This is a genomic window from Variovorax paradoxus (assembly GCF_009498455.1).
In the GTDB taxonomy this organism is placed as follows: domain Bacteria; phylum Pseudomonadota; class Gammaproteobacteria; order Burkholderiales; family Burkholderiaceae_C; genus Variovorax; species Variovorax paradoxus_H.
Genome location: NZ_CP045644.1, coordinates 2,149,608 through 2,176,481 on the forward strand (window position 1 = coordinate 2,149,608; position 26,874 = coordinate 2,176,481).

Consider the following 26,874-nt stretch of genomic DNA (forward strand, 5'->3'; position numbering starts at 1 on the left):
CTCGCCGTACCCATGTACGGCTGTGCGCGGCGCCTCACCAGACGGCCGACTGCTTGCTTTCCGCCCCCTTCTTCAAACAGGGCAAAGGACAACAGATGGCAAACACTATTCATGTGGACGTGGTCAGCGCGGAAGAGTCGATCTTCTCGGGCGAAGCCAAGTTCGTCGCGCTGCCCGGTGAAGCCGGTGAGCTCGGCATCTATCCGCGCCACACGCCGCTGATCACGCGCATCCGTCCCGGTGCCGTGCGCATCGAGACGGCGGACGGCGGCGAAGAGTTCGTCTTCGTGGCCGGTGGCATCCTCGAAGTGCAGCCTGACGCCGTCACCGTGCTGTCCGACACCGCGATCCGCGGCAAGGACCTCGACGACGAGAAGGCCAACAAGGCCAAGGCGGCCGCCGAGGAAGCGCTGAAGAACGCGAAGAGCGACATCGACATCGCGATGGCGCAGTCGGAACTGGCCGTGATGGCTGCGCAGATCGCTGCGCTGCGCAAGTACCGCCAAAAGAAGTAAATCAAAGCCGCTGCCTTCGGGCAGAAGCAAAGAAGGAAGCCACCCCTCGGGTGGCTTTTTTTCGTCCCGCCTTTTCCAGGTTGCGCGCCTGTTTGGTTTGAAATAGGTCGAAGTTAAGCCTTGCCCGGCTGAAGATGCCCTCCTAGTATTCGCCTTCGCGCGGCGACCGATCCTTGGATCGTGCGACCGGCGCCTTTTTCTAAAAAAGAGCGGAGACAAAACGCGTGGCACCTTGGAGCGGCATCACGACCGACGAAATGCGGTTGCTGGAATCGACCTTCTGGTCGGCCGGCGGCTCGCGCCATGCCATGGCCGAACAGCTCGGGTTTTCCAAGAGCAAGGCCAACGGCCTGATCGCCGGACTGGTCGACCAGGGCCTGCTTGCCGAAGCCGGCCTGCAGCGCTCCTCCGGCGGTCGGCGCGCAGAAAACCTCCAGCTCAATGGCGAACTCGGTGTGCTCGTCGGCATCGACATCGGCGCCACCAGCCTCGACGTCGCGGTGCTGCGCCCCGACCTCACGGTGCTGGCCCAGCATGAAGAAGCCGCCGACGTGCGCGAAGGCCCGGCCGTGGTGCTGGCCCGTGTGCGCGTGTTGATGCGCGAGTTGCTGGCCCGCTGCGGCCAGGGCGCCAGGAACGTCATGGGCATCGGCATCGGCGTGCCCGGCCCGGTCAACTTCGAAATCGGCCAGCTCGTGAACCCGCCGCTCATGCCGGCCTGGGACAGCTTCTCGATCCGCGACTACCTGCGCGAAGACTATGCCGCGCCGGTGTTCGTCGACAACGACGTCAACCTGATGGCGCTCGGCGAGCTGTGGCGGCTGCGCCGCTCGCTCTCGAACTTCCTCGTGATCAAGATCGGCACCGGCATCGGCTGCGGCATCGTCTGCCACGGCGAGGTGTACCGCGGCGCGGCGGGTTCGGCCGGCGACGTGGGCCACATCTGCGTCGACCAGGAAGGTCCGCGCTGCCACTGCGGCAACCTGGGCTGCGTCGAGGCGATGGCGGCCGGCCCCGCGATCACGCGCATGGCGATGCAGGCGGCCGAAGCCGGCGAAAGCGAAACGCTCGCCGAATGCCTGCGCACGCGCGGGCGCATCGACGCCTTCGACGTGGGCCAGGCCAGCCGCGGCGGCGACCCGGCGGCCAACGCCATCATCCAGCGCGCGGGCAGCCTGATCGGTCAGATGCTCGCGTCGGTCGTCAACTTCTTCAATCCGTCGCACGTGTTCATCGGCGGCGGCATCACGCGCATCGGGCCGTTGTTTCTCGCGGCCGTGCGCCAGAGCGTCTACCAGCGCTCGCTCGCGTTGTCGACGCGGCACCTGGAGATTCAATACACGCCGCTGGGCACGCAGGGCGGCCTCGTCGGCGCGGGCGTGCTGGCGATGCAGGAAACACTCAAGGCCCGAGGGGTGGCGCCATGACCGCCGTGGAAACCAGCAAAGGCAGCGTGGCCGTCGAGTTCGACGGCGTGGTGAAGGCTTTCGGCCCCGTGCAGGTGCTGCACGGCGTGAGCTTCGCGCTCGCGCCGGGTCGCGTGTACGGCCTGCTCGGCGAGAACGGCGCGGGCAAGTCCACGCTGATGAAGATCCTGTCGGGCTACGAGTCGCTGACCAGCGGCACGTTGCGCATCAACGGTCAGCAGCAGAGCTTCACGAGCTCGCGCGATGCCGAAGCACTGGGCATCGTGCTGATCCACCAGGAGTTCAACCTCGCCGAAGACCTCAGCGTGGCGCAGAACATCTTCCTGGGCCACGAAAAGAAAAAGGGGTTCCTGCTCGACGACGCAGCGATGGAGCGCGATGCCGCCGCCGCACTCGCCGCCGTCGGCCTGGCCATCGACCCGCGCACCAAGGTGCGCCGGCTCATCGTCGCCGAGAAGCAGCTCGTCGAGATCGCGAAAGCCATCGCGCGCCGCGCGCGCCTGCTCGTCATGGACGAGCCCACCGCCACGCTCACGCCCGGCGAGACCGAGCGCCTGTTCAAGCTCATCGCGCAGCTGCGTGCCGATGGCGTGACCATCATCTACATCTCGCACAAGCTCGACGAGGTGGAGCAGGTCACCGACGAGGTGATCGTGATGCGCGACGGCCGCTTCGTGGCGCGCGCGCCCACGCCCGAGGTCTCGCGCCAGCAGATGGCCAACCTCATGGTCGGCCGCGAACTCGCCGACCTGTACCCGCCGCGCGACCTCGTCGTGGCGGCCGATGCGCCCGCCCTGCGCGTGCGCAATTTCAGCGTGCCCGGCTGGGCGCAGGACGCGAGCTTCGAGGTGCGCCCCGGCGAGATCCTCGGCTTCGCGGGCCTCGTCGGCGCGGGCCGCACCGAGCTGTTCGAAGGCCTGCTCGGGCTGCGCCCCGCGAGCGGCACGGTCGAGATGCGCGGCGAGCCCGTGCCGCATGGCAAGGGCTGGCGCAACCCGCGCGATGCCGCCAAGCACGGGCTCACTTACCTCAGCGAAGACCGCAAGGGCAAGGGCCTGCACGTGCACTTCGGCCTGCGCCAGAACCTCACGCTGATGGCCCTCGAGCGCTACGCGCAGCCCTGGCTGAAGCCCGACGCAGAGCGCATCGCGCTCGCCGAGGCGGTGAAGGACTACGGCATCCGCACCGGCTCGCTCGACGTGCGCGCTTCGTCGCTGTCGGGCGGCAACCAGCAGAAGCTCGCGCTCGCCAAGGTGCTGCAGCCGCAGCCCAAGGTGGTGGTGCTCGACGAGCCCACGCGCGGCGTGGACATCGGCGCCAAGCGCGACATCTATTTCCTGATCCAGCGACTCGCCCGCGAAGGCCTCGCGGTGATCGTCGTCTCGTCCGAGCTGATGGAGCTGATCGGCCTGTGCCACCGCGTCGCGGTGATGCGCGCGGGCCGGCTCGTTGCCACGCTGGACGCGACCCACCTGACTGAAGAGGAGCTCATCGCTCATGCCACCGGAACCGCAGACACCTCCACCGCAGCCTGAAGCGGCCGCAGCAACTGCTGCAGCAGCGCACCGCAGCGAGGCCAGGCCGCGCTGGACCGAGCGCCTGCACGGCCTCGGCCCGGTCATCGGCCTCGTGCTGCTGTGCATCGCGGGCACGCTGCTCAACAGCGACTTCGCGACCGTCGACAACGCGATGAACGTGCTCACGCGCACCGCCTTCATCGGCATCATCGCGGTGGGCATGTGCTTCGTGATCATCTCGGGCGGCATCGACCTGTCGGTGGGCTCGATGGCCGCGCTCATCGCGGGCAGCGTGATCATGTTCATCAACTGGGCCGGGCCTGCTTCGGGCTCGCCGCTGATGGCGGTGATGATGGGCGCGGTGCTCGCCGTGGTACTCGGTGCGTTGTTCGGCCTGGCACACGGCCTGCTCATCACCAAGGGGCGCATCGAGCCCTTCATCGTGACGCTGGGCACGCTCGGCATCTTCCGCGCCTACCTCACGTACTTTGCCGACGGCGGCGCGCTCACGCTCGACAACGAACTGTCGGACCTGTACGCGCCGGTGTACTACGCGAGCCTTGCGGGCATCCCGGTGCCGGTGTGGGTGTTCGTGATCGTCGCGATCATCGGCGGCGTCATCCTGAACCGCACCGCCTACGGGCGCTATGTGCAGGCCATCGGCTCCAACGAGCAGGTGGCGCGCTACGCGGCTGTCGACGTCGACCGCGTGAAGATCCTCACCTACGTGCTGCTCGGCGTGTGCGTGGGCATTGCCACGCTGCTGTACGTGCCGCGCCTGGGCTCGGCCTCGCCGACCACCGGCCTGCTGTGGGAGCTCGAAGCGATCGCCGCGGTGATCGTCGGCGGCACCGCGTTGAAGGGCGGCGCGGGCAGCATCACCGGCACGGTGGTGGGCGCGATCCTGCTCTCGGTCATCAGCAACATCCTGAATCTCACCAGCATCATCAGCGTGTACCTGAACGCGGCGGTGCAGGGCTTCGTGATCATCGTCGTCGCATTCCTTCAAAGAGGCCGACGCTAGTTTTCCATTGTTCGTTCGTTCCGTTCCACCACCAAAGAGGAGACATCCAGCATGACGACTTTCACCCGACGCCTCGCGCTCACGGCGGTTGCCACCGCAGCGTTCGCCGCCAGCCTGCCCGCGCTTGCCGCGGAAAAGGTCAACCTCGGCGTGTCGATTCCCGCGGCCACGCACAGCTTCATGGGCGGCATCAACTACTGGGCCAACCAAGCGAAGAAGGACCTCGAGAAGCAGCACAAGGACCTGAAGATCACGATCAAGACCGCAGCCAATGCGCCCGAGCAGGCCAACCAGCTGCAAGACCTGTCGACGGTCACCAAGATCAACGCGCTCGTCGTGTTCCCCTTTGAATCGGCTGCGCTGACCAAGCCGGTCGCGCAGGTCAAGGCCAAGGGCGCGTACGTCACCGTGGTCGACCGCGGCCTCACCGACACCAGTGCGCAGGACGCGTACGTGGCCGGCGACAACACGGCCTTCGGCAAGATCCCGGCCGAGTACATCGTGAAGCAGCTCGGCGGCAAGGGCAATGTGGTGGCGCTGCGCGGCATCGCGACCACGCTAGACAACGAGCGCATGGACGCCTTCAACGCCGTGCTCAAGGGCAGCCCCGACATCAAGCTGCTCGATGCCAAGTACGCCAACTGGAACCGCGACGACGCCTTCAAGGTCACGCAGGACTACCTGACGCGCTTCAAGCAGATCGACGCCATCTGGGCCGCCGACGACGACATGGCCGTGGGCGTGCTCAAGGCCATCTCGCAGGCCAAGCGCGACGACATCAAGATCGTGTTCGGCGGCGCCGGCGCCAAGGACATGGTCAAGACCATCATGGACGGCAAGGACAAGCGCATCGGCGCCGACGTGAGCTACTCGCCCAAGTTCATCTACGACGCGATCAAGCTCACGGCCGAAGCGCGCCTGAAGGGCGAGAAGCTGCCGGCGACGACGATCATTCCGTCGGTGCTGATCACCAAGGAAAACGCCAAGGACTTCTACCACCCGAACTCGCCGTTCTGATGTTCTGAAGAACAGCGGCCCTGCCTTGCTCCCTCTCCCCTCGGGGAGAGGGCGGGGGGTGAGGGCAGCGGCGATGGCGAAAACGGTGCGCGTGCAAACGCCGCCACCCTCACCCTAGCCCTCTCCCCGAGGGGAGAGGGGACAGTTCCCAGGAACACCGAGACGATTGATGACCGACACCCCTCTTCGCACGCTGCGCTGCGCCATGGTCGGCGGCGGTCGCGACGCCTTCATCGGCGCCGTGCACCGCAAGGCCATGGCGCTCGACGGCCAGATCGCGCTGGTCGCCGGCGCGCTGTCGTCGAGCCCGGACAAGGCGCGCGCCTCGGGCCGCGACCTCGGCCTGGCCGACGACCGCAACCACGGCGACTGGCAGGCGCTGCTGGCCGACGAACTCAAGCGCCCGGCCGATGAGCGCATCGACTTCGTCTCGATCGTCACGCCCAACCACGTGCACTACCCCGTGGCGCAAGCCTTCGCGGAGGCCGGCTTTCACGTGGTGTGCGACAAGCCGCTGGTGCACACGCGCGCACAGGCCGATGCGCTGGTCGCCACCGTGGCGAAGCAGGGCACGGTGTTCGGCGTGACCTACAACTACACCGGCTACCCGATGGTGCGGCAGGCGCGCGAGATGGTGCGCTCGGGAGAGATCGGCGAAGTTCGCAAGGTCGTCGTCGAATACAACCAGGGCTGGCTCGCCAGCCACGTCGAAGCCGCGGGCGGCAACAAGCAGGCCGACTGGCGCACCGACCCCGCACGCAGCGGCGCGGCCGGCGCCATCGGCGACATCGGCTCGCATGCCGAGAACCTCGTGGCCACCGTCACCGGTCTCGACATCGAAAGCCTCTGCGCCGACCTCGGCGCGCTGGTGCCGGGCCGCATGCTCGACGACGACGGCAGCCTGCTGCTGCGCTTCCAGGGCGGTGCGCGCGGCGTGCTGGTGGCCTCGCAGATCAACACCGGGCTGGAGAACGACCTGCGACTGCGCGTGTCCGGCACGCTGGGCACGCTCGAATGGCGCCAGGAGCAGCCGAGCCAGCTCGTGCACCTGCCGCACGACGGGCCCCGGCGCGTGCTCACGCGCGGCGCGCCCTGGCTGTGCGAGTCGGCGCGGCGCGCGAGTCGTCTGCCGGCCGGCCATCCCGAAGGTTTCATCGAGGCGTTTGCGAATGTCTATGCGGGCGTGGCGGCGGACATCCGCGCGCGGCTCGCGGGGCAGGTGGCCGATCCGCTCGCGGCCGACTATCCGCGCGTGGAAGACGGCGCGCGCGGCGTGCGTTTCATCGAACGCACGGTGGCCTCGGCCGCCAGCGAATTAAAGTGGACGCCCTGGTAGCTGCGCACCGGCCCCGCTGATCCATGCGGGGCAGGGCGCGGCACCAGCGGCCACCATGACGCATTCCATCGCTTCCGACGCTCTTTCCCCGCAGACATGGCCGCGCGCCCTCTGGCAGCGCTGCCGGACGCTGTGGCTGCTCAAGCTGGCCGGCAACACCGTCGCCACGCTGGGCTTCTTCCCGCTGTACTTCTGGGTCATGCAGAACGCCGGACCCGCGTGGGTGCTGCCGCTCACGGCCGTCGACCGGCTGATCGCGTTCTGGCCGGCGATGCTGCCCGTGTACCTCACGCTGTGGGCCTACATCGCGCTGCCGGTGCTGCTGGCCAAGGACCGGCGCGAGCTGAACACCATCGCCATCGGTTGCGCCGTGATGACCGCGATCGCGCTGGCCGTGTTCTGGTGGATGCCCACGGCGATCCCGAACTTCGCGATCGATGCCGCACTGGGCTCGTCGCTGCACTTCCTCAAGACCTTCGATGCAGCGGGCAACGCCTTTCCGTCGTTGCATGTGTCGTTCTCGGTGTTCGCCTGCCTCGTGCTGGCGCGGCAGCTGCGCGAAGCCGGCGCGCCCCTGTGGCTGCGGCTGCTCAACGTCGTGTGGGCGGTGGCCATCGTGTACTCGACGATGGCGGTGCGCCAGCATGTGCTGATCGATGTGCTCGGCGGCTTCGGGCTGGGTCTGGCGATGGGCTTCGCGTTGCGCGAGCGGCCATCGGCGGCCCCTGTACCGGTCGCGGCGTAGACCGATCGCGGTATTCCTCCGCGCAGGCGCCGACGGTACAAATCGGCATCGCCGTTCACCGAGCCCGCCATGACCTTCCGCCTGTTCTCCCTTGCTGCCGCAGCAGCCTGCCTCCTGGCCGGCCCCGCGTTCGCCATCGACTACCCCGCGCGCAAGCCGGGCCTGTGGGAAATCCAGACCGGTGAGGGCGGCGCGGCCACGGCCAAGACGCCGGGTCAGACCATCCAGCAATGCATCGACGCCGCCACCGACAAGGCGATGCGCGAGATGGGCCAGGGCATGGGCAAGGACATGTGCTCGAAGCAGGACCTGCGCCTCGAGGGCGTGAAGCTCGTCATCGACTCGGTCTGCAAGATCGGCCCGACCACCGCGACTTCGCGCGCCGTGATGAGCGGCGACTTCAGCAGCGCCTACCGCATGGAAAGCAAGTCGACCTACAACCCGCCGCTCATGGGCCGTACCGAAGGCACGAGCCTCATCGAAGCGAAATGGGTCGGCCCTTGCAAGCCGGGCCAGAAGCCCGGCGACATGGTCATGGCCAACGGCATGAAGATGAACCTGCTCGACGCGATGGCGAAGACGCCCGCGCGCAAATGAGCCCATGAGCGCCGGCAAGTAGGCCCAGGCCCACAGCGGCTCGCGGCAAGCGGTCGGCAGCGCGCCGGCTTCGGCGGCTCTACGATGGCGTGCCATGCCTGACACGGTGGATCTCGTCGTCGCCCGGCCCGAGGGCCTGTACTGTCCGCCGGGCGATTTCTACATCGACCCGTGGCGGCCGGTGGCGCGTGCGGTCATCACGCACGCGCATTCCGACCATGCCCGTATCGGCCACGCGCACTACCTCGCGCACACCGACAGCGCCGGCACGCTGCGCGCACGGCTCGGCGCCGACATCCCGCTGCAGACGCTGCCTTACGGCGAGGTCATCAAGCACCACGGCGTGCGCCTGTCGCTGCATCCGGCGGGCCACGTGCTGGGCTCGGCGCAGGTGCGGCTCGCGCACGGCGGGCGCGTGTGGGTCGCCTCGGGCGACTACAAGACCGAGGCCGACGGCACCTGCACGCCCTTCGAGCCCGTGCCCTGCGACACCTTCATCACCGAGTCGACCTTCGGCCTGCCGATCTACCGCTGGCCCACGCAGGCGGTGCTGTTCGCGGAGATCGATGCGTGGTGGCGAGCCAATGCCGAAGCGGGCCGCGCGTCGGTGCTGTTCTGCTATGCCTTCGGCAAGGCACAGCGCATCCTGCATGGCGTGGACGCGTCGATCGGGCCCATCGTCGTGCATGGCGCGGTCGAGCCGCTCAACGCCGTGTACCGCGCGGCCGGCGTGGCGCTGCCGCAGACGCTGCGAGTCACCGACCCCGGTGTCGATGCGGCGCTGCTGAAGCGCGCGCTGGTGCTCGCACCGCCGTCCGCGCAGGGCACGCCCTGGATGAAGCGTTTCGGCAACTACGCCGATGCCTTCGCCAGCGGCTGGATGCAGCTGCGCGGCACGCGGCGACGGCGCGGCGTGGACCGCGGCTTCGTCATGTCGGACCACGCGGACTGGCCGGGCCTGCAGCAGGCGATTGCGGGCACGGGCGCCGAGCGCGTGTTCGTCACGCATGGCAGCGTGCAGGTGATGGTGCGCTGGCTCGGCGAGAACGGGCTCGATGCGCAGGGGTTCAAGACCGAGTACGGGGATGAGGATGACCAGGAAGCGCCCGGTGGGAGTGGGCAAGCGGCGCACGATGGGGACGCTGCCGGCCCCCATCCCGACCTTCCCCCGGAAGGGGAAGGAGCGAAGACATGAAGGACTTCGCCGCGCTTTACCGCGAGCTCGACGCGAGCACGTCGAACCTCGCCAAGCAGGCCGCATTGCAGCGCTACCTGCGCGAAGCCAACGCAGCCGATGCCGCGTGGGCCGTGTACTTCCTCGCCGGCGGCAAGCCGCGCCAGCTCGTGCCCACCAAGCTGCTGCGCCTGCTCGCGCAGGAAGCGGCGGGACTGCCCGAGTGGCTGTTCGACGAAAGCTATGACGCGGTGGGCGACCTCGCTGAGACCATCGCGCTGTTGTTGCCGCCACCGACCGAAGCACATGACCTCGGCCTCGCGGCGTGGGTCGAGCAGCACCTGCTGCCGCTGCGCGAGACCGCGAAGCGCGCGCCCGACGAACTGGCGGACCGCCTGCGTGCGCAATGGCGGCAGCTCGCGGCGGAGGAGCGGCTGGTGTACTTCAAGCTCATCACGGGCGCGTTCCGCGTGGGCGTGTCGAAGCTGCAGGTCACGCAGGCGCTCGCGGCGGTCGGCGGCATCGATGCCAAGCGCGTCGCGCAGCGGCTCATGGGCTACACGCACCTCGGCGCACGTCCGCAGGCCGGCGACTACGCCGCGTTGATCGCGCCGGAGTCCGATGCCGAGCAGGTGCGCAAGACCAGCGGCCAGCCCTATCCCTTCTTCCTCGCGCATCCGTTCAACCTCCCGCTCGACCAGTTCGATGCGGTGCTGGGCCCGCCGGCCGACTGGCTCGTCGAATGGAAGTGGGACGGCATCCGCGCACAGATCGTCAAGCGCGCGGGCGCGGTGTGGGTGTGGTCGCGCGGCGAGGAACTCGTGACAGATCGCTTCCCCGAACTCGCGGTGCTCGGCGAGGCCTTGCCCGACGGCACGGTGCTCGATGGCGAGATCGTGGTCTGGCGCGAAGACAGGGTGCAGCCCTTCGCCGAGCTGCAGAAGCGCCTCGGCCGCAAGACGCTCGGCGCGAAGCTGCTGCGCGACATCCCCGTGGTGCTGCTGGCCTACGACCTGCTCGAATGGGAAGGGCGCGATTTGCGTGCGCTGCCGCAGTCGCAGCGCCGCGTGCTGCTCGATGAACTGGTGATGCGCATGCAGCATCCGTCGCTGCTGCCGAGTCCGCTGCTCACAGGCACCGACTGGCCCGACCTCGCCCGCCAGCGCGAAGCTGCGCGCACGCTGGGCGTCGAAGGGATGATGCTCAAGCGCCGCGACGCGCAGTACGGCGTGGGCCGCACGAAGGACGTGGGCGTCTGGTGGAAGTGGAAGATCGATCCGCTGAGCATCGACGCCGTGCTCATCTACGCGCAGCGCGGGCACGGCCGCCGCGCGAGCCTCTTCAGCGACTACACCTTCGCGGTGTGGGACGGTCCGCCCGAACAGGAAGACCGCAAACTCGTGCCCTTCGCCAAGGCCTACTCGGGACTCACCGATGCGGAGATGGCGCGCGTGGACGCGATCATCCGCAGGACCACGGTCGAGAGCTTCGGTCCGGTGAAGAGCGTCAAGCCGACGCTGGTGTTCGAGCTGGGCTTCGAAGGCATCGCGCGCAGCACGCGGCACAAGAGCGGCATCGCGGTGCGCTTTCCGCGCATGCTGCGCTGGCGCGAGGACAAGCCGGTGGCCGAAGCCGACACGCTGCAGACGCTGGCTACGCTGCTGCCGTCATGAACAAGACGGTCAAGGCGGCGCTCGATGCGTGGTTCGTCTCGCGCGGGTGGAAGCCGTTCAAGTTCCAGCGCGACGTGTGGAAGGCCATTGCCGAAGGCCAGTCCGGCCTGCTGCACGCCACCACCGGCGCGGGCAAGACCTATGCGGTGTGGCTTGGCGCGCTGCAGGTCTTCTCGCAGGCGCGCAAGGAAAGCGCACGGCCCGCCGCACCGCCGCTCACCGTGCTGTGGCTCACGCCCATGCGCGCGCTCGCCGCCGACACGCTGCGCGCGTTGAAGCAACCGCTCGACGCCCTCGGCGAGGAGGTGCATCCGTGGAGCGCCGGTGCGCGCAGCGGCGACACCTCCTCGGCCGAGCGCAGCGCGCAGAACACGCGCCTGCCCAGCGTGCTCGTCACCACGCCTGAAAGTCTCTCGCTGCAGCTCGCGCGCGCCGATGCCCGCGAGGTGCTGGGCCGCGTGAAGATGGTGGTGGTCGACGAGTGGCACGAGCTGCTCGGCAACAAGCGCGGCGTGCAGGTGCAGCTCGCGCTCGCGCGGCTCAGGCGATGGAATCCGGGGCTCGCGGTCTGGGGCATGTCGGCCACGCTGGGCAACCTGCAGGAGGCGATGCATTCGCTGCTGGGCCATGAAGAGGGCGTGCTCGTGCAGGGCCAGATGCCGAAGAAGCTCGTCATCGATTCGCTCTTGCCCGGCCGCGCCGAACGCTTTCCGTGGGGCGGACACCTGGGCCTCACGATGCTGCCGCAGGTGATCGACGAAATCGCCGCAAGCAGCACCACGCTGGTCTTCACCAACACGCGTTCGCAGTCCGAGATCTGGTACCAGGCGATGCTCGAGGCGAAGCCCGAGTGGGCCGGGCTCATCGCGCTGCACCACGGCTCGCTCGACCGCGAGGTGCGCGAGTGGGTCGAGCTGGGCCTCAAGAGCGGGCAGCTCAAGGCGGTGGTCTGCACCTCGAGCCTGGACCTGGGCGTCGACTTTCTGCCGGTCGAACGCGTGCTGCAGATCGGCTCGCCCAAGGGCGTGGCGCGGCTGCTGCAGCGCGCGGGCCGTTCGGGCCACGCGCCGGGCCGGCCATCGCGCATCACGCTCGTGCCCACGCACAGCATCGAGATGGTCGAGGGCGCGGCTGCACGCACGGCGATTGCACAAGGGCACATCGAGGCGCGTCATTCGCCCGACCAGCCGCTCGATGTGCTGGTGCAGCACCTCGTGACGGTGGCGCTCGGCGGCGGCTTCGTGCCCGACGATCTCTACGACGAGGTGCGCGGCACGGCCGCCTACGCATCGCTCTCGCGCGAGAGCTGGCAGTGGTGCCTGGACTTCGTCTCGCAGGGCGGCCCATCGCTCGCCGTGTACCCGGACTACAAGCGGGCCGTGCCCGATGCAGACGGCGTGTGGCGCGTGCCCGATGCGCGGCTCGCGCGGCGCCACCGCATGAACATCGGCACCATCGTGAGCGACGCGAGCATGGCGGTGCAGTACCTGGGCGGATCGAAGATCGGCAATGTCGAAGAAGGCTTCGTCGCGCGCATGAAGCCGGGCGACTGCTTCCTGTTCGGCGGCCGCCTGCTCGAACTCGTGCGCATCCACGACATGACGGCCTGGGTGCGCCGCGCGACCGGCAAGCGTGCCGCCGTGCCGCGCTGGAACGGCGGGCGCATGCCGCTGTCGAACACGCTGGCCGATGCGGTGGTGCAGCAGCTCGCGCTGGCGGGCGAGGGGAATTACAAATCACCCGAGTTGACGTGCGTGCGGCCGCTGCTCGAGATCCAGCAGCGGTGGTCCGCACTGCCGACGCCGCAGACGCTGCTCGCCGAGACGCTGACGACGCGCGAGGGCTCGCACCTCTTCCTCTATCCGTTCGCGGGCCGGCATGTGCACCTGGGGCTGGCGAGCCTGCTGGCCTGGCGCGTGGCACAGCATGCAGCGCGCACCTTCTCCATTGCGGTCAATGACTACGGATTCGAGCTCCTGAGCGCGACCGAGGTCGACTGGCCCGCGCTGCTGCCGCAGGTGCTGCGCCTGCCGGAGGGCACTGTCGACGCCGATGCGCGCACCGTGCTGCTGCACGAGGTGCTGGCCTCGCTCAATGCGGGCGAACTGGCGCAGCGGCGCTTTCGCGAGATCGCGCGCGTCTCGGGGCTGATCTTCCAGGGCTATCCGGGCGAGCGGCGCAGCAGCCGGCAGCTGCAGGCGTCGTCGTCGCTGTTCTGGGAGGTGTTCCGCAAATACGACCCGCAGAACAAGCTGCTGCAGCAGGCCGAGCAGGAACTGCTGTCGCAGGAACTGGAGATCGGGCGCCTGCGCGCGAGCCTCGAACGCATGGCCACGCAAGAGCTCGTGCTGAAGCCGCTCGAACGGCCGACGCCGTTTTCGTTTCCGCTGATGGTCGAGCTGTTCCGCGAGAAGCTGTCGAACGAGAACGTGGCCGATCGCATCGCGCGCATGGTCGAGCAACTGGAAAAAGCCGCGGGCGGCGTGGTCACGGCCGGCGGTGTGGAGCGCGTGAAAAACACGCTGGCGTTCGGGCAGGAGGGGCCGGGCAAGCCGCCCACGCCACGGCGTGAACGCAGGCGGCCGTCAAAGCCGCTGCCGCCGCTGTGAGCGGGTCAGCCGCCGTGTGCCTTTACCCACCGCACGATGTCGGCCGCGCCCATCGCGCCGGCCTGCCGTGCCACCTCGCGCCCGCCCTTGAACAGCGCCAGCGTCGGGATGCTGCGGATGTTGAAGCGCGCGCCGAGCGCGGGCAGGGCCTCGGTGTCGACCTTGGCCAGCCGCACGTGGGGTTCGAGCTGCGCCGCGGCCTGTTCGTAGCCCGGCGCCATCTGGCGGCAGGGGCCGCACCAGGGCGCCCAGAAGTCGACCAGCACGGGGATTTCGTTGCGCGTGATGTGACGGTCGAAGGTGACCGCATCCGGCAGCGCGGTCGAATGGCCGGTGAACAGCGCCTTGTGGCAGCTGCCGCAGTCGGGGGCGCTGCCCAGCTGGTCTGCGCGCACGCGGTTGGTCGTGTGGCAGTGCGGACAGACGATGAGCTTCGGAGGCGATTCGGTCATGCGGAAGAGCTGGGGCTCGCGCGGTTGAATTGCAAGATGGCCGCAGCGTCGGGCGTCTTTTGCGACACTCATCGGCCGTGACTTCCCCGCACCTTACCGCGTCGGCGCTCGCTGTCCAGTGGGCCGGCGAGCTGCTGCACCTGCTGCCCGAGCGCGCGCTCTGGTGGCCCGCCGCGCGCGTGCTCCTCGTCGCCGATTTGCACCTGGGCAAGGCCGCGACCTATCGCGCGCTCGGCCAGCCCGTGCCGGGCGGCACCACGCAGCAGAACCTTGCGCGGCTCGACGCACTCATCGCTCGGCTTGCGCCGCAGCGCCTCGTGTTCCTCGGCGATTTTTTGCATGCGGCGCAGGCGCGCACGGTGCTCGCTGCCGTGGCTGACTGGCGCGCGCGGCACGCCGGCGTGGCGATGACGCTGGTGCGCGGCAACCACGACAGCCGCGCGGGCGATCCGCCCGCGGCACTCGGCATCGACGTGGTCGACGAGCCCTTCCTGCTGGGGCCCTTCGCCTGCTGCCACCATCCGCAATCGCACGCCACGCACTTCGTGCTCGCGGGGCACCTGCATCCGGTCTGCAGGCTCTACGGACCCGGGCGCGACAGCGTGCGGCTGCCGTGTTTCGTGAGCGATGCGCGCCAGGCCGTGTTGCCCGCCTTCGGCGAATTCACGGGCGGCTGGTTGATGGAGAGGGCGCCGGATCGGCGCTTCTACGCGGTGGGCGGTGAGACCGTGTGGGCGCTGCCGCCATCGGATTGATGGTTTTGCTCCTTCCCCCGTTGGGGGAAGGTTGGGATGGGGGCAGGCAGAGCGCTCGATGGACACGCCGCTTGCCCCCACCCCCACCCTCCCCCGGAAGGGGAGGGAGAAAGACAAGGCTCAGAGCACCACGGGCGCGTCGGGCAGCTCGTTGGTGTCGGGCTGGTTCTCGGCCAACGGGAAGTGGGCCATCAGCAGCGCCGACACCTCTTCCAGCGCCAGCGTGATGCCGTCTTCGAAGCGGCCTTCGCGAAAGGCCACGCCCATGCGCAGCGTCATCGCGGCCCATTCGGCGCTGCCCACGTGGGCGTCGATGCCGCGGTCGGCCACGATCTCGATGGCGTGCTCGGCCAGCAGCAGGTAGATGAGCACGCCGTTGTTGTGCGCGGTGTCCCACACGCGCAGCTTGCCGAACATCGCAACGGCGCGCTCGCGGGGCGATGCGTGGCGCCACAGGTACGACATCGGCAGGCCGGCTTCGACGCAGATGCGAACCTCGCCGCTGTGGCGCCGCTCGCTCGCGGCCACGCGGCCGGCCAGGCGCTCCATCGCGTCGGCCGGCAGCACGCGGCGCACGGCGGCTTCGTCGGTCCAGAGATGCCGCCAGATGCGGCCCAGCTTCGAGAGGAACGTGGGATCTGCAGTTGCCATGTGTTTCACCAGTCTCCCGAAGCGCCGCCGCCGCCGAAATTGCCACCGCCGCCGGAGCTGAAACCTCCGCCGCCACCCCCGCCGCCTCCGCCCCAGCTGCCGCCACCACCACCGCCGCTGCTCCAGCCACCCCGCCGCCGCCGCCTCTGCCTCCGCGGCCGGGACCGAACCCGGCGAGGCCGGAGAACAACGACACCATGAGCGCGAGCATCCCGGCGATCACTGCGATCACGGTGCTGGTCGTGAGGAGGAACGCGACCACGCCGATGCCGCCGCCCATGGCGACCGAGCCCATGGTCTTGCCCAGGATGGCGCGCGCGATCGGTGCGCCGACGAAGACACCGACGAACAGGAAGATCGCGAGGTTCTCCCAGTCGAAGCCGTCGTTGCTGCTACTGCTGTTGTTGCTGCGTGAAGGCTCTGGCAGCGGCTCGCCGTCGACCAGGCCGATGAGCCGGTCGACCGCGGCATTGAGGCCACCCGCGAAGTCGTTGTTGCGAAAGCGCGGCTTCATCTCCTCGTCGATGATGCGCACCGCCGCGAGGTCGGGCACCGCGCCTTCGAGCGTCTTGGCCGTGGCGATGCGCATCTTGCGATCGTCCTTGGCGACGATCACGAGGAGGCCGTCGCCCACACCCTTGCGGCCGATCTTCCAGGTGTCACCCACGCGCTGCGTGTAGCTCGCGATGTCTTCGGGCGCCGTGGTCGGCACCATCAGCACCACGATCTGCGAGCCCTTGCGCTGCTCGAAGGCCGCCAGCTTGGTTTCGAGGCCCGAGCGCTGCGCGGCGTCGAGCGTGGCGGTCTGGTCGATCACGCGCGCGGTGAGCGCTGGGATCGGCAGCAGGCTTTGCGCCAGCGCGGGCAGGCCGGCCCATGCAAGGGCTGCGATGAAGATCGCAGCCAGTGCGCGGCGGATCAGGGCAGCGGCCATCGGCGCCGCTTCTTACTTCTTCGGGGTGCCGAAATCGACCGTGGGCGGCGTCGAGATCTGGGCTTCGTTCTGCACCGAGAAGTTCGCCTTGGGCTTGTAGCCGAAGACCATGGCCGTGAGGTTGGTCGGGAAGCTGCGCGAGAGCACGTTGTACTCCTGCACGCTCTCGATGTAGCGGTTGCGCGCCACGGTGATGCGGTTCTCGGTGCCCTCGAGCGTCACGCGCAGGTCGCGGAAGGCCTGGTTGGCCTTGAGCTCGGGGTAGCGTTCCGACACCACCATCAGCCGCGACAGCGCCGACGAGAGTTCGCCCTGTGCCTGCTGGAACTTGTTGAAGGCTTCGGGGTTGTTGAGCGTCTCGGGCGTCACCTGGATCGAGGTGGCCTTGGCGCGCGCCTCGATCACCTTGGTGAGCGTGTCCTGCTCGAAGCTGGCCTCGCCCTTCACGGTGGCGACGATGTTCGGCACGAGGTCGGCACGCCGCTGGTACTGGTTGAGGACTTCGCTCCAGGCCGACTTGCTGGCCTCGTCGAGGGATTGGAAGTCGTTGTAGCCGCATCCGCTGAGGGACAGGACGGCCGCGAGAATCAGGAACCAGCGCTTCATCATCATTTGCATTACCTCCGCAGAAGAAGGCCGAAGTTAGCATAGACGGGGTCATGGCCCTCGATCCGCTCCACGCCCTGCAAGCCGCGAACCGCGCGGTGCCCCACGCTGCCGCACCGCCTGTCGGCACGCTGCTGATTGCGGGCGCGACCGGCGCGCTCGGGCAGGAGTTGCTGCACCGGCTCGCGGGCCGCCACCGCTTTCGGCGCACGCGCGTGCTGGCGCGCGAACCGATGCACGACGGCCTGCCCGGTGTCGAAAGTGTTCTGTGCCCGGCGCTGCCGATTGCGCAGTGGCCGCCGGTCGCGGCCGATGTCGCGGTGGTCGCCTTCGACCCGCCGCGCCTGTACCACGGCCGCGAGCGCGCGCTGTGGCACCCCGACCCTTCCGACCTGCCCGAGCTGGCGCGCTGGCTGCGCGCCAGCGGCGTGCGCACGCTGGTCGTCGTGCAGCCGCACGACCGCGGCCGGCTGCCCGAGGCGCTCAAGCGCGGGCTGGCCAGCCTCGACGAGCAGGCCGTGGTCGCCTGCGGCTTCGAGCGCGTGATCCTGCTGCGCTCGGCGCGCAAGCCCGCCGCCGTGCGCCTGGCCAACGTGGGCGAGCGGCTGGCGGCCTGGATGCTGTCGATCATGCGGTTCATGGTGCCGGCCAACGAGCAGCCGGTGCGCGCGCCCAAGATGGCCGAGCTGGTCGACCTTGCGCTGCGCGTGGCGCCGCCCGGCGTGCACGTGGCCGCGCCCGAGATGGTGTGGCAAGCCGCACAGGGCGCCACCGAGGCGGCGGCGCGCGCGTGGCTGATTCCCGCGTCCGTTTCCGAGACACTCGCTGCCCAGTCACCCGCTGCCACATGGCCGTGACATGGGCAGGGCAAAATCCGGCCTACCCCCTTCGCTCTTGCCCTTCACCGCCATGCCCAAGACCCCTTTCCGCGCCGCCGCGGCCATCGGCGGCACTGCCGACGATGTCGAGGCCGCTTTCTACGAAGCGCTGCAACGCGGCGATGTCGATGCGCTGATGGCCTGCTGGGCCGACGAGGACGAGGTGTTCTGCGTCCATCCGGGCGGCCCGCGGCTGGTGGGCGCGGTGGCGATCCGCGCGGCCTTCGAGCAGATGTTCGGCAACGGCGCCATCCATGCGACGCCGGCGCGCGTGCGCAAGATCGAGTCGCTGGCGAGTGCCGTACACAACGTGCTCGAGCGCATCGAGGTGCTCACGGCCGAGGGCCCGCGCCATGCCTTCGTGCTGGCCACCAACGTCTATCACAAGACCGCGCAGGGCTGGCGCCTGGTGGCGCACCACGCGAGCCCGGGCAGCGCGCGCGAGCCGGACGACGCGAACGATCCGCCGCAGGTTCTTCACTGAGTCCTGCCCCCGAGCGATGGCCTCTTCGTTTCCTTCTTCCTCTTTCTCACCGACGTCGGCGCCGCCCGCTGCACACGACGCCATGGGCTACGTCGCGCCGCGCTGGCTGCCCGGCGGCAACCTGCAGACCATCTGGCCCGCGCTGTGGTCGCGCCGTTTCGACGGACCGGCGCCGGTCTACCGCCGTGAGCGCTGGACCGCACCGGACGGCGATTTCGTCGATGTCGACTTCGCCGACGCGCCGCAGCCCGGGCCCCGGCCGCTGCTGGTGCTGTTCCACGGGCTCGAGGGCTCGTCGCGCAGCCATTACGCCGAGGCTTTCGCGGCCTTTGCCGCGTCGCGCGGCATGGCCTTCGCAGTGCCGCACTTTCGCGGCTGCAGCGGCGAACTGAACCTCGCGCCGCGCGCCTACCACTCGGGCGACTACGAGGAGATCGACTGGATCCTGCGGCGCATGCACGCACAGCACGTGGTGCAGGGCGGCGGCGGGCCGGTGCTGGCGGCAGGTGTTTCGCTGGGCGGCAATGCGCTGCTGCGCTGGGCCTGCGAGGCGGGCGACTCCGCGCGGGCCACGGTCGATGCGGTGGCGTCGGTGTGCGCGCCGCTCGACCTGGCGGCAGGCGGCGAGGCGATCGGGCGCGGCTTCAACCGGCTGGTCTACACGCGCATGTTCCTCGCGACCATGAAGCCGAAGGCGCTCGCCAAGCTGGCGCAGTTTCCGGGCCTGTTCGACCGCGACCGACTGATGGCGGCGCGCGATCTCTACGACTTCGACGATGTGTTCACCGCGCCGCTGCACGGCTTTCGCGGCACCGACGACTACTGGGCGCGCGGCTCGTCCAAGCCGCTGCTGGGCGCGATCCGCGTGCCCGCGCTGGTGGTAAACGCCCGCAACGACCCCTTCATTCCGGCCCGCAGCCTGCCCGGGCCGAACGAGGTCGGGTCGCACGTCACGCTGTGGCAGCCCGCGGGCGGCGGGCATGTGGGTTTTCCGCTCGGCCTGCCGCCGGGGCATGTGGGCGGAATGCCCGAGCGCGTCGGCGGGTGGTTGGCCTACAACCTGTCGTCGGCGCGCGCGCAAAATGGCGCCCATGGATGACATCGTCAAACAAGCCTTGGCCAAATGGCCGAACGTGCCGCACTGCTACGGCTGGCTGGGCCTGGACGCGCGCGGCAACTGGTACATGCGCGACGACCGCACGCAGGCGCAGGGCCCGTTCCGCAGTGCCAAGGGTTCGATGCTGCGGCACGACAAGCTGATCGACTTCATTCACCGCAACTACGAGCACGACGCTGACGGCCAGTGGTTTTTCCAGAACGGGCCGCAGCGTGTCTACGTCGAGCTGGAGGCGGCGCCGCTGGTGTGGCGCGTGGCGCAAGAGGGCGCGAACGCGTTCACGGTCACGGCCCACACGGGCGCGCCCGCCGAGGTGACCGGTTGCCTGCTCGACGAGCACGGCCGGCTCTATCTGGTCGCGCCGGCGGGCCTCGGGCTGGTGCACACGCAGGATGTGGGCATCGCCGCCGAAGCGATCGAGCAGGGACTCTGGACGCCGGAGCCGGTGCAGGCCGTCGACCTGCCGGGGCGCTTCGGGCATGTGTTGAGTCCGGCGGAACGCCACGATGGCGCGGTTGCATAGCTATTGAAAAGATAGCATTCCGGATCGTCCGGGCGTAAAAAAACCGGCTTGCAGGCCGGTTTTTTCATGGGCGCAGGGCGCCGTCGATCGCTTACTTGGCAGGCGCGCTGGCCGCAGCCGAAGCACCTTCGGCCGGCGCGGCAGCCGCTGCCGGACGGTCCGGCACCGGGAACTTGGCGCCACCGGCGTTCGCCAGGTACACCACGGCACGGCCGATTTCGATGTCTTCGAAGTCGCCGCCGCCCTGGGGGGGCATTGCGCCCTTGCCCTTGAGCGCGTGCTCGAGCAGCGTTGCGTAGCCCTGGCCGATGCGCGGGCCCCAGGCTGCGGCGTCGTTCAGGTGCGGGGCGCCGGGGATGCCGGGAGCGCCGTGGCAGGCCACGCATTGGGCCTTGAACACGGCGTCGCCAGCGGCCAGGGGCCGGTTGGCGTCACGGATCTCGATGGCGCCGACCTTCTTCAGGCGCTCGGCCACTTCACGATCGCGCGATTCCTGGGTCACGCCGTAGAGCGCCATGTTGTCGCCCTCCGCGGTACCGGCGGGCTTGGTGCCCGAGACCACATAGGACACGAGGCCCACGATGATCAGGATCGGAATGATGAAAGAGAAAAATACCGCGAGCAGCAGTTGCTTCGGGTTCTTGATCGGGCCGGTATGGGCGTCTTCTGTGGCCTGGTAGTGCGGGTCTGCGCTCATGGCGTCCTCAATATCGGGGGGCTCGTCGGGGGCTTTTTCTAACCAACCGGCGATTATAGAGAGGCCCTTTGCCCGCGCGGGCAATTGACCTCTCCATATCGGACGCGCAGGTGTCTCAACCGCTGTTGCGTGTGGCCCAGCCGCCACCCAGCGTCTTGTACAGCGTGACCTGGTTCTGCAGCTGCAGCAGGCGCGTGGCGACCGCCGATTGCTGCGCCGTGAACAGCGAACGCTGTGCGTCGAGCAGGTCGAGCGCGCTGGCGATGCCGTTGCGATAACGCAGGTCGGAGAGCTTGTAGCGCACCGCCTCGGCGTCGGCCTGCGCGGTCTGCGCGCGTGCCTGCTCGCCCAGCGTGGCGCGGCCCGCGAGCGCGTCCGCCACTTCGCGGAACGCGGTCTGGACCGACTTCTCGTACTGCGCCACCGCGATCTCGCGCCCGGCCTTGGCCGAGTTGAGCCCCGCGATGTTGCGGCCCGCATCGAAGATCGGCAGCGTGACCGTGGGCGCGAAGCTCCAGGCCTTGGTGCCGCGATCGAACAGGTTCGAGAACTCGCTGCTTGCGGTGCCGATGGAGCTCGTGAGCGACACGCGCGGGAAGAAGTTCGCGCGCGCCGCGCCGATGTTGGCGTTGGCCGCAATCAGCTGCTGCTCGGCCGCGCGGATGTCGGGCCGCTCGGTCAGCAGGTCGGAGGGCAGGCCGGCCGGCACGTCGGGCATCGGGCGGATGCCCGCGAGTCCCTTGGTACCACCGGCGGTGGCCTCGGCCGGCACCGGTGCGCCGAGCAGCAGGGCGAGCGCGTTCTCGTCCTGCATGCGGGCGCGCTGCTGTTGCGCATAGGCGGCGCGCGCGGTTTCGGCTTGCGAGTTCGCGGCCTGGAAGTCGATCTCGGACGACACGCCGTTGTCGAAGCGCAGCTTGGTCAGGCGCACCGACTCGTCGCGCGTGACCATCGTCTGGCGCGTGATCTCGAGGAGCTCGTCGTCGGCCAGCAACGTGAGCCAGCCGCTGGCCACGGCCGCGATCAGGCTGATCTGCGCGGCCTTGCGCGACTCTTCGGTGGCCAGGTACTGCGAGAGCGCCTGGTCCTTCAGCGCGCGGATGCGGCCGAAGAAGTCGAGCTCCCACGCGGTAAAGCCGAAGTTGACGCTGTACTGCGAGGACACGCTGCCCTGGCTCGGATCGATCGCCTGGTAGGCGTTGGGGCTCGAGCGCGAGCCCGCGCCCGTGAGGCCGAGCGCCGGGAACAGCGCCGAGCGCTCGATCTGGAACTGCGCACGTGCCTGCTCGATGTTGAGCACCGACACGCGCAGGTCGCGGTTGTTCGCCAGCGCCGTTTGAATGAGGCCCGACAGGCGCGGGTCGGTGAAGAAGTCCTGCCAGGGCAGGGCGGCCGCGGCCTGGCCGGCTGGCTGCGCCGGGTCGCCCGGGAAGGTGGTCGGCACCGGCGCCGCGGGGCGCTCGTAGGTCGGAATCAGCGAGCAGCCCGCCAGCAGCATCGCGGCCGCCAGCACGGTAGGAATCAGAGGTTTCTTAGTCATGTGTTTGGTCTCCCGTGATACCGGCCGCGGCTGCATGCCGCTTGTCGGCTTCGCGTTGGCGCGCGCTGCCCTTGAACAGCGTGCGCACCACCACGAAGAACACCGGAACGAAGATCACGGCCAGGATCGTGCCGGTCACCATGCCGCCGAGCACGCCGGTGCCGATGGCACGCTGGCTCGCCGAGCCTGCGCCCGAAGCCAGGACCAGCGGCAGCACGCCCAGGCCGAAGGCCAGCGAGGTCATGATGATGGGACGGAACCGCAGGTGCGCGGCCTCGAGCGCGGCCTCGACCACGCCGCGGCCCTGCGCCTGCAGGTCTTTCGCGAACTCGATGATCAGAATCGCGTTCTTCGCAGACAAGCCGATGATCGTGATCAGGCCCACCTGGAAGTACACGTCGTTGGAATAGGCGCGCAGCATCGTCGCCACCAGCACACCCAGCACGCCCAGCGGCACCACCAGGATCACCGACAGCGGGATCGACCAGCTCTCGTACAACGCGGCCAGGCAGAGGAACACCGCCAGGATCGCGAAGCCGTACAGGATCATGGCCTGCGAGCCGGCGAGCTTTTCTTCCCGCGACTGGCCGGTCCACTCGAAGCCGAAGCCTTGCGGCAGCTGGCCGGCGAGCTTTTCCATCTCGGCCATGGCGGCACCCGTGCTCTGGCCCGGCGCCGCGTCACCGCTGATGCGGATGGCGGGGTAGCCGTTGTAGCGCACGGTCTGCGTGGCGCCCGAGACCCACTTGGTGGTCGCGAAAGCCGACAGCGGCACCGGTTGGCCCTTGGTGTTGACGGCGTTCAGGCGCAGCAGGTCGTCCGGCTGCATCCGTGCCGGCGCATCGGCCTGCACCACCACGCGCTGCAGGCGGCCGCGGTTCGGGAAGTCGTTGATGTAGCTCGAACCCAGCGAGGTCGACAGCGCACTGTTGATCGCGTCGAAGCTCACGCCCAGGGCGTTGGCCTTGTCGCGGTCGATGTCGATCTCCAGCTGCGGCGCGTCTTCCAGGCCGTCAGGGCGCACCTGCGCGAGGATCTTGCTCTGCGAGGCCATGCCCAGCAGCTGGTTGCGTGCGTTGATCAGCGCCTCGTGGCCTGCACCTGCACGGTCCTGCAGCCGGAAGCTGAAGCCGCTGGCGTTGCCCAGTTCGGGAATCGGCGGCGGGCTCAGCGGGTAGATGAAGGCGTCGCGGATGCCCGACAGCGCACCGAAGGCACGGCCGGCCAGCGCGCTGGCCGAGTGGGCCGGGTCCTTGCGCTCTTCCCAATCCTTCAGCGTCACGAAGGCAAGGCCTGCGTTCTGCCCTTGGCCCGAGAAGCTGAAGCCCATCACGCTCACGATGCTCTGCACTTCAGGCTGCTTCAGGATGAAGCCTTCGACCTGCTGCATCACCGACAGCGAACGCTCTTGCGTCGCGCCCGGGGGCAGCTGCACGTTCACGATGATGTTGCCCTGGTCTTCCTCGGGCAGGAACGAGCTCGGCAGGTGCGTGTAGAAGTACGCGACGGCGCCGATGATCGCGGCGTAGATCACGAGGTAGCGAGCGGCGCGGCGCAGGATGCGCGCGACCACGCCTTCGTAGCCCTTGGCCGTGCGCGAGAAACCGCGGTTGAACCAGCCGAAGAAGCCGCGCTTCTCATGGTGGTGGCCGGCTTCCACCGGCTTGAGCAGCGTGGCGCACAGCGCCGGCGTGAGCGACAGCGCCATGAAGGCCGAGAAGCCGATCGAGGCCACCATCACCGCCGAGAACTGGCGGTAGATGTTGCCGGTCGAACCCGCGAAGAACGCGAGCGGCACGAACACCGAGATCAGCACCACGGTCACGCCGATGATGGCGCCCGAGATCTGCTGCATCGCCTTGCGCGTGGCATCGAGCGGCGACAGCCCCTCTTCGCTCATGATGCGCTCGACGTTCTCCACCACCACGATGGCATCGTCCACCACGATACCGATCACCAGCACCATGCCGAACATGGTGAGCACGTTGATCGAGAAGCCCAGCGCGAGCAGCGTGGCAAAGGTGCCCAGCAGTGCAATGGGCACCACGATGGTCGGGATGATCGTGTAGCGCCAGTTCTGCAGGAACAGGAACATCACCAGGAACACCAGCGCGATGGCTTCGAACAGCGTCTTCACCACTTCGGTGATCGAGATCTGCACGAAGCGCGAGCTGTCGTACGGAATGTCCCACTTCACGCCCTTGGGGAAGTAACGCTCCAGCTCGGCCATCTTGGCGCGCACGGCCTTGGCCGACTTCAGCGCGTTGCCGGTCGGCGTGGGCTGCACGCCGATACCGACCGCCGGCACGCCGTTCAGGCGCGCCGAGGTGGCGTAGTTCTGGCCGCCGAGTTCGACGCGCGCCACGTCTTTGAGGCGCACGGTCGAGCCGTCGGTGTTGGCGCGCAGCACGATGTTCTGGAACTGCTCGACGCTGTTGAGCTGGCCGTTCACCGTCACCGTGGCGGAGATCGCCTGGCCGGGAATGTTCGGCAGGTCGCCGAGCGTGCCCGAAGCCACCTGGGCGTTCTGCGCGCGGATTGCGGTGTTGACGTCGTTGGACGACAGGTTGAAGCCTTGCAGCTTCGCCGGGTCGATCCAGATGCGCATCGCGTTCTCGGAGCCGAACAGCTGGGCCTGGCCCACGCCGTCGATCCGCTGCAGTTCCGGCACGATGTTGCGCGCGGCATAGTCACCGAGCGCCACCGGGTCGAAGTCGGGGTTGTCCGACGACAGCATCGCGAACAGCAGGAAGTTGTTGCGCGACTTGTCGACGCGCACGCCCTGCTGCGTCACGGCCGAGGGCAGCCGCGGCGTGGCGCGCGAGAGCCGGTTCTGCACGTCCACCTGCGCGAGGTCTTCGTTGGTGCCGGCCTCGAAGCTGATGGTGATGGCGCCGGTGCCGTCGGCCTGGGCCACCGATTCCATGTAGATCAGGCCGGGCGAGCCGTTCATTTCGCGCTCGATCACGGACAGCACGCTGTCCTCGAGTGTTTGCGCGGACGCACCGGGGTAGGCGACGTTGATCACGATGGCCGGAGGGGCCACCGGCGGGTACTGCGAGATCGGCAGCTGCGTGATGGAAACGCCGCCCAGCACGATGATGAACAGTGCGATCACCCACGCGAAGATCGGTCGGTCGATAAAGAATTTGGCCATGCGAGGCGCTCCTGATTACTTCTTGTCAGCCGGGGCCGAAGCCGGGCTGGCGGCGGGTGCCGCGGCAGCAGACGCTGCCGGTGCCGCGGGTGCAGCAGCCGCTGGGGCAGCCGCGCCGTTCGGCGCCGGCTTCTGCCAAGGCACCGCCTTCACGGGCGTGCCGGGCGGCATCATCTGCAGACGCTGGAAGCCGTCGACCATCACCTGTTCGCCGGCCTTCAGGCCGTCGAGCACCACCCACTGGTTGTCCTTGGCGGCGCTGATCTTCACGGTGCGCTGGCTCAGCTTGCCGTCGGCCGCGACCACCGTCACGTGGTCACCCTGCTGGGTGCGCGTGACGGCCTGTTGCGGCACCGTGATGGCGTTGGTTACCTGGGCCTGCTCGAGCTTCACGCGCACGTACAGGCCGGGCAGCAGCTCGCCCTTGGGGTTCGGAATCTCGGCGCGCAGCGTGACCTGGCCCGTGGTCGGGTCGACCGTGAGGTCGGAGAACAGCAGCTTGCCGTCCTGCGCATAGTCGGTGCCGTCTTCCAGCACCACGCGGATGCTCGCGGCTTCTTCGCCGCTCGCACGCTTGTACTGGCCGGCAGCCACGGCGCGGCGCAGCTTGAGCACGTCCGAGGCCGACTGCGTGAAGTTCACGTACAGCGGGTTGATCTGCTGCACCACGGCCAGCTCGGTGGCGTCGCCCTGGCCGACAAGTGCGCCTTCGGTGACCAGCGCGCGGCCGATGCGGCCCGCGATGGGCGAGGTGACATCGGCATAGCCCTGGTTGATCTTGGCGGTCTGCAGCAGCGCGCGGTTGGCGGCCACGTCGGCTTCGGCCGTCTTGGCGGAGGCCACGGCCGTCGCGTATTCCTGCTTGCTCACCGCGTTGGCCTCGACCAGCGGCTTGTAGCGGTCGGCCAGTGCCTTGGCCTGCACGGCGTTGGCTTCGGCGCGGGCCAGCGCGGCCTGCGCGTTCTGCGTGGCGGCCACCAGCGGTGCCGGGTCGATGCGGAACAGCAACTGGCCGGCCTTCACGTCGCTGCCTTCGCGGAACTCGCGCTTGAGCAGGATGCCCGGCGTGCGGGCGCGCACCTGGGCGATGCGCGAGGCCTCGAGGCGGCCGGGCAGCTCGGTCACCAGACCCACGTCGGTGGGCTTGACCACCACCACGCCGACTTCAGGCGCCGGACGGGCACCACCGCCGCCACCGCCCGGTCCGGCCGGGGCCTCGCCCTTGCCGCAGGCGGCCAGGAACAGGAGGGAGACGAGGGCCACGGTCGCGAGACGCGGCGAGAACGACAAGGACGGTTGACGCGAGACATGCAGAAGAGGCATGTGATTCCTTTGATGCGAAGACGGGAGATGGCGCGTTTGCGGGAGAGATCCGTAAACCAGCACGGGCAGGCGGGCCATCCGAGAAGCGCGCTAGTTTACATACATTCATGGATGTATAGTGAC

The 26,874-nt window shown here is 68.9% G+C and carries 23 protein-coding genes and 1 pseudogene; 16 read left to right on the forward strand and 8 right to left on the reverse strand.

Going from position 1 to position 26,874, the window contains the following annotated elements; genetic code table 11:
- Positions 1–95: 95 nt before the first annotated feature.
- The 11 genes from GFK26_RS09865 (at position 96) to GFK26_RS09915 (ending at position 13,634) form a co-directional block, all read left to right on the forward strand.
- Positions 96–515 carry a F0F1 ATP synthase subunit epsilon gene (locus GFK26_RS09865; RefSeq protein WP_062480186.1) on the forward strand — a complete coding sequence of 140 codons (420 nt, stop codon included), beginning with the start codon at positions 96–98 and terminating at the stop codon, positions 513–515.
- A 257-nt stretch (positions 516–772) separates the two neighbouring features.
- On the forward strand, positions 773–1,942 hold the full coding sequence (locus GFK26_RS09870; RefSeq protein ID WP_153285914.1) for an ROK family protein: 1,170 nt from the start codon (positions 773–775) through the stop codon (positions 1,940–1,942).
- Positions 1,939–3,477 carry a sugar ABC transporter ATP-binding protein gene (locus GFK26_RS09875; RefSeq protein WP_153281817.1) on the forward strand — a complete coding sequence of 513 codons (1,539 nt, stop codon included), beginning with the start codon at positions 1,939–1,941 and terminating at the stop codon, positions 3,475–3,477. The genes GFK26_RS09870 and GFK26_RS09875 overlap by 4 nt, the downstream gene beginning before the upstream one ends.
- The gene (locus GFK26_RS09880; RefSeq protein WP_153281818.1) at positions 3,440–4,483 is read left to right on the forward strand and encodes an ABC transporter permease; all 1,044 of its coding nucleotides are present in this window, start codon (positions 3,440–3,442) and stop codon (positions 4,481–4,483) included. Before GFK26_RS09875 ends, GFK26_RS09880 begins: the two co-directional genes overlap by 38 nt.
- Positions 4,484–4,534: 51 nt before the next feature.
- On the forward strand, positions 4,535–5,500 hold the full coding sequence (locus tag GFK26_RS09885) for a substrate-binding domain-containing protein (RefSeq protein WP_153281819.1): 966 nt from the start codon (positions 4,535–4,537) through the stop codon (positions 5,498–5,500).
- Positions 5,501–5,669: 169 nt separating this feature from the next.
- On the forward strand, positions 5,670–6,836 hold the full coding sequence (locus GFK26_RS09890; RefSeq protein WP_153281820.1) for a Gfo/Idh/MocA family protein: 1,167 nt from the start codon (positions 5,670–5,672) through the stop codon (positions 6,834–6,836).
- 55 nt (positions 6,837–6,891) lie between these two features.
- The gene (locus GFK26_RS09895) at positions 6,892–7,581 is read left to right on the forward strand and encodes a phosphatase PAP2 family protein (protein ID WP_153281821.1); all 690 of its coding nucleotides are present in this window, start codon (positions 6,892–6,894) and stop codon (positions 7,579–7,581) included.
- Between the two features lie 69 nt (positions 7,582–7,650).
- Positions 7,651–8,178 (forward strand): DUF3617 domain-containing protein, encoded by a 528-nt coding sequence (locus GFK26_RS09900; protein WP_153281822.1) that lies wholly within the window; start codon positions 7,651–7,653, stop codon positions 8,176–8,178.
- 94 nt (positions 8,179–8,272) lie between these two features.
- Positions 8,273–9,373 (forward strand): ligase-associated DNA damage response exonuclease, encoded by a 1,101-nt coding sequence (locus GFK26_RS09905; protein WP_153281823.1) that lies wholly within the window; start codon positions 8,273–8,275, stop codon positions 9,371–9,373.
- Positions 9,370–11,025, forward strand: a complete 1,656-nt coding sequence (locus GFK26_RS09910) for an ATP-dependent DNA ligase (protein WP_153281824.1) — start codon at positions 9,370–9,372, stop codon at positions 11,023–11,025. Before GFK26_RS09905 ends, GFK26_RS09910 begins: the two co-directional genes overlap by 4 nt.
- Positions 11,022–13,634 carry a ligase-associated DNA damage response DEXH box helicase gene (locus GFK26_RS09915; protein ID WP_153281825.1) on the forward strand — a complete coding sequence of 871 codons (2,613 nt, stop codon included), beginning with the start codon at positions 11,022–11,024 and terminating at the stop codon, positions 13,632–13,634. Before GFK26_RS09910 ends, GFK26_RS09915 begins: the two co-directional genes overlap by 4 nt.
- Before the next feature lie 5 nt (positions 13,635–13,639).
- On the opposite strand, the gene trxC is transcribed toward GFK26_RS09915, so the two are convergent.
- Positions 13,640–14,086, reverse strand: coding sequence for a thioredoxin TrxC (trxC, locus tag GFK26_RS09920; protein WP_153281826.1), 447 nt, complete (start codon positions 14,084–14,086; stop codon positions 13,640–13,642).
- A 77-nt stretch (positions 14,087–14,163) separates the two neighbouring features.
- On the opposite strand from trxC, the gene pdeM reads away from it, so the two are divergent.
- The gene (gene pdeM, locus GFK26_RS09925; protein WP_153281827.1) at positions 14,164–14,841 is read left to right on the forward strand and encodes a ligase-associated DNA damage response endonuclease PdeM; all 678 of its coding nucleotides are present in this window, start codon (positions 14,164–14,166) and stop codon (positions 14,839–14,841) included.
- Between the two features lie 120 nt (positions 14,842–14,961).
- Here pdeM and GFK26_RS09930 read toward each other — a convergent pair whose 3' ends face one another.
- The 3 genes and pseudogenes from GFK26_RS09930 to GFK26_RS09940 form a co-directional block, all read right to left on the reverse strand.
- Positions 14,962–15,492 (reverse strand): TPM domain-containing protein, encoded by a 531-nt coding sequence (locus GFK26_RS09930; protein WP_153281828.1) that lies wholly within the window; start codon positions 15,490–15,492, stop codon positions 14,962–14,964.
- A gap of 5 nt (positions 15,493–15,497) precedes the next feature.
- Positions 15,498–16,426: pseudogene (locus GFK26_RS09935) on the reverse strand (TPM domain-containing protein).
- A gap of 12 nt (positions 16,427–16,438) precedes the next feature.
- Positions 16,439–17,038 (reverse strand): LemA family protein, encoded by a 600-nt coding sequence (locus GFK26_RS09940; RefSeq protein WP_194274060.1) that lies wholly within the window; start codon positions 17,036–17,038, stop codon positions 16,439–16,441.
- A gap of 47 nt (positions 17,039–17,085) precedes the next feature.
- Between GFK26_RS09940 and GFK26_RS09945 the strand changes: the two genes are divergently transcribed.
- From GFK26_RS09945 to GFK26_RS09960, 4 genes are all read left to right on the forward strand, one after another.
- Positions 17,086–17,889: a hypothetical protein gene (locus tag GFK26_RS09945; RefSeq protein WP_153281829.1), complete on the forward strand. Its 804-nt coding sequence runs from the start codon at positions 17,086–17,088 to the stop codon at positions 17,887–17,889.
- Positions 17,890–17,941: 52 nt separating this feature from the next.
- Positions 17,942–18,394 (forward strand): YybH family protein, encoded by a 453-nt coding sequence (locus tag GFK26_RS09950; RefSeq protein WP_056577215.1) that lies wholly within the window; start codon positions 17,942–17,944, stop codon positions 18,392–18,394.
- Positions 18,395–18,476: 82 nt separating this feature from the next.
- Positions 18,477–19,493 (forward strand): YheT family hydrolase, encoded by a 1,017-nt coding sequence (locus tag GFK26_RS09955; RefSeq protein WP_153285916.1) that lies wholly within the window; start codon positions 18,477–18,479, stop codon positions 19,491–19,493.
- Positions 19,486–20,034 carry a DUF2946 family protein gene (locus GFK26_RS09960; RefSeq protein ID WP_153281830.1) on the forward strand — a complete coding sequence of 183 codons (549 nt, stop codon included), beginning with the start codon at positions 19,486–19,488 and terminating at the stop codon, positions 20,032–20,034. Before GFK26_RS09955 ends, GFK26_RS09960 begins: the two co-directional genes overlap by 8 nt.
- Before the next feature lie 91 nt (positions 20,035–20,125).
- On the opposite strand, the gene GFK26_RS09965 is transcribed toward GFK26_RS09960, so the two are convergent.
- The 4 genes from GFK26_RS09965 to GFK26_RS09980 form a co-directional block, all read right to left on the reverse strand.
- Positions 20,126–20,731, reverse strand: a complete 606-nt coding sequence (locus tag GFK26_RS09965; RefSeq protein ID WP_153281831.1) for a c-type cytochrome — start codon at positions 20,729–20,731, stop codon at positions 20,126–20,128.
- Positions 20,732–20,846: 115 nt separating this feature from the next.
- Positions 20,847–22,271, reverse strand: coding sequence for an efflux transporter outer membrane subunit (locus GFK26_RS09970; RefSeq protein ID WP_153281832.1), 1,425 nt, complete (start codon positions 22,269–22,271; stop codon positions 20,847–20,849).
- Positions 22,264–25,428 (reverse strand): efflux RND transporter permease subunit, encoded by a 3,165-nt coding sequence (locus GFK26_RS09975; protein WP_153281833.1) that lies wholly within the window; start codon positions 25,426–25,428, stop codon positions 22,264–22,266. The genes GFK26_RS09970 and GFK26_RS09975 overlap by 8 nt, the downstream gene beginning before the upstream one ends.
- 15 nt (positions 25,429–25,443) lie before the next feature.
- Entirely contained in the window at positions 25,444–26,751 is a 1,308-nt protein-coding gene (locus tag GFK26_RS09980) for an efflux RND transporter periplasmic adaptor subunit (RefSeq protein ID WP_153281834.1), read from the reverse strand.
- Positions 26,752–26,874: the final 123 nt, after the last annotated feature.

Bases quoted from the DNA above. Each gene is read 5' to 3' on its own strand.
- GFK26_RS09895 (WP_153281821.1), top strand. From the start codon at position 6,892: ATGACGCATTCCATCGCTTCCGACGCTCTTTCCCCGCAGACATGGCCG.
- GFK26_RS09970 (WP_153281832.1), bottom strand. From the start codon at position 22,271: ATGACTAAGAAACCTCTGATTCCTACCGTGCTGGCGGCCGCGATGCTG.
- GFK26_RS09975 (WP_153281833.1), bottom strand. From the start codon at position 25,428: ATGGCCAAATTCTTTATCGACCGACCGATCTTCGCGTGGGTGATCGCA.
- GFK26_RS09875 (WP_153281817.1), top strand. From the start codon at position 1,939: ATGACCGCCGTGGAAACCAGCAAAGGCAGCGTGGCCGTCGAGTTCGAC.
- GFK26_RS09865 (WP_062480186.1), top strand. From the start codon at position 96: ATGGCAAACACTATTCATGTGGACGTGGTCAGCGCGGAAGAGTCGATC.
- GFK26_RS09910 (WP_153281824.1), top strand. From the start codon at position 9,370: ATGAAGGACTTCGCCGCGCTTTACCGCGAGCTCGACGCGAGCACGTCG.
- GFK26_RS09980 (WP_153281834.1), bottom strand. From the start codon at position 26,751: ATGCCTCTTCTGCATGTCTCGCGTCAACCGTCCTTGTCGTTCTCGCCG.
- GFK26_RS09965 (WP_153281831.1), bottom strand. From the start codon at position 20,731: ATGAGCGCAGACCCGCACTACCAGGCCACAGAAGACGCCCATACCGGC.
- trxC (WP_153281826.1), bottom strand. From the start codon at position 14,086: ATGACCGAATCGCCTCCGAAGCTCATCGTCTGTCCGCACTGCCACACG.
- GFK26_RS09950 (WP_056577215.1), top strand. From the start codon at position 17,942: ATGCCCAAGACCCCTTTCCGCGCCGCCGCGGCCATCGGCGGCACTGCC.
- GFK26_RS09880 (WP_153281818.1), top strand. From the start codon at position 3,440: ATGCCACCGGAACCGCAGACACCTCCACCGCAGCCTGAAGCGGCCGCA.
- GFK26_RS09885 (WP_153281819.1), top strand. From the start codon at position 4,535: ATGACGACTTTCACCCGACGCCTCGCGCTCACGGCGGTTGCCACCGCA.
- GFK26_RS09915 (WP_153281825.1), top strand. From the start codon at position 11,022: ATGAACAAGACGGTCAAGGCGGCGCTCGATGCGTGGTTCGTCTCGCGC.
- GFK26_RS09870 (WP_153285914.1), top strand. From the start codon at position 773: ATGCGGTTGCTGGAATCGACCTTCTGGTCGGCCGGCGGCTCGCGCCAT.
- GFK26_RS09955 (WP_153285916.1), top strand. From the start codon at position 18,477: ATGGGCTACGTCGCGCCGCGCTGGCTGCCCGGCGGCAACCTGCAGACC.
- GFK26_RS09900 (WP_153281822.1), top strand. From the start codon at position 7,651: ATGACCTTCCGCCTGTTCTCCCTTGCTGCCGCAGCAGCCTGCCTCCTG.
- GFK26_RS09905 (WP_153281823.1), top strand. From the start codon at position 8,273: ATGCCTGACACGGTGGATCTCGTCGTCGCCCGGCCCGAGGGCCTGTAC.
- GFK26_RS09930 (WP_153281828.1), bottom strand. From the start codon at position 15,492: ATGGCAACTGCAGATCCCACGTTCCTCTCGAAGCTGGGCCGCATCTGG.
- GFK26_RS09890 (WP_153281820.1), top strand. From the start codon at position 5,670: ATGACCGACACCCCTCTTCGCACGCTGCGCTGCGCCATGGTCGGCGGC.
- GFK26_RS09960 (WP_153281830.1), top strand. From the start codon at position 19,486: ATGGATGACATCGTCAAACAAGCCTTGGCCAAATGGCCGAACGTGCCG.
- GFK26_RS09940 (WP_194274060.1), bottom strand. From the start codon at position 17,038: ATGATGATGAAGCGCTGGTTCCTGATTCTCGCGGCCGTCCTGTCCCTC.
- GFK26_RS09945 (WP_153281829.1), top strand. From the start codon at position 17,086: ATGGCCCTCGATCCGCTCCACGCCCTGCAAGCCGCGAACCGCGCGGTG.